The organism is Mesorhizobium sp. Cs1321R2N1 (assembly GCF_037179725.1).
Lineage (GTDB): Bacteria > Pseudomonadota > Alphaproteobacteria > Rhizobiales > Rhizobiaceae > Mesorhizobium > Mesorhizobium salmacidum.
In genome coordinates this window covers 1-246 of record NZ_JAPYKP010000361.1, presented here as the reverse complement: position 1 = coordinate 246, position 246 = coordinate 1, and the positions used below count along the sequence as shown (strand labels likewise).

The 246-nt window shown below is 60.6% G+C and carries 1 pseudogene; it reads left to right on the top strand.

What is annotated here, in order from left to right:
- A pseudogene (locus O7A61_RS32505) lies at window positions 1-246 on the top strand (IS481 family transposase); the annotation flags it as partial.

The following is a 246-nucleotide window of genomic DNA, read 5'->3' as shown; positions in this document are numbered from 1 at the left end:
TCGCCGACCGGCGCTATTGCTATCCGCTGACCATCACCGACTTCGCCAGCCGCTATCTCATCGCCTGCGAGGCGCTCTCGACCACGAAGGAAGCCTATGCCTTCACCGTATTCGAGAGTGTCTTCAAGGAGTTCGGCCTGCCCAGCGCGATCAGGACCGACAATGGCGTTCCCTTCGCAAGTCCCAATGCGCTGTTCAATCTCAGCAAGCTGTCGGTCTGGTGGCTGCGCCTGGGCATCGACATCG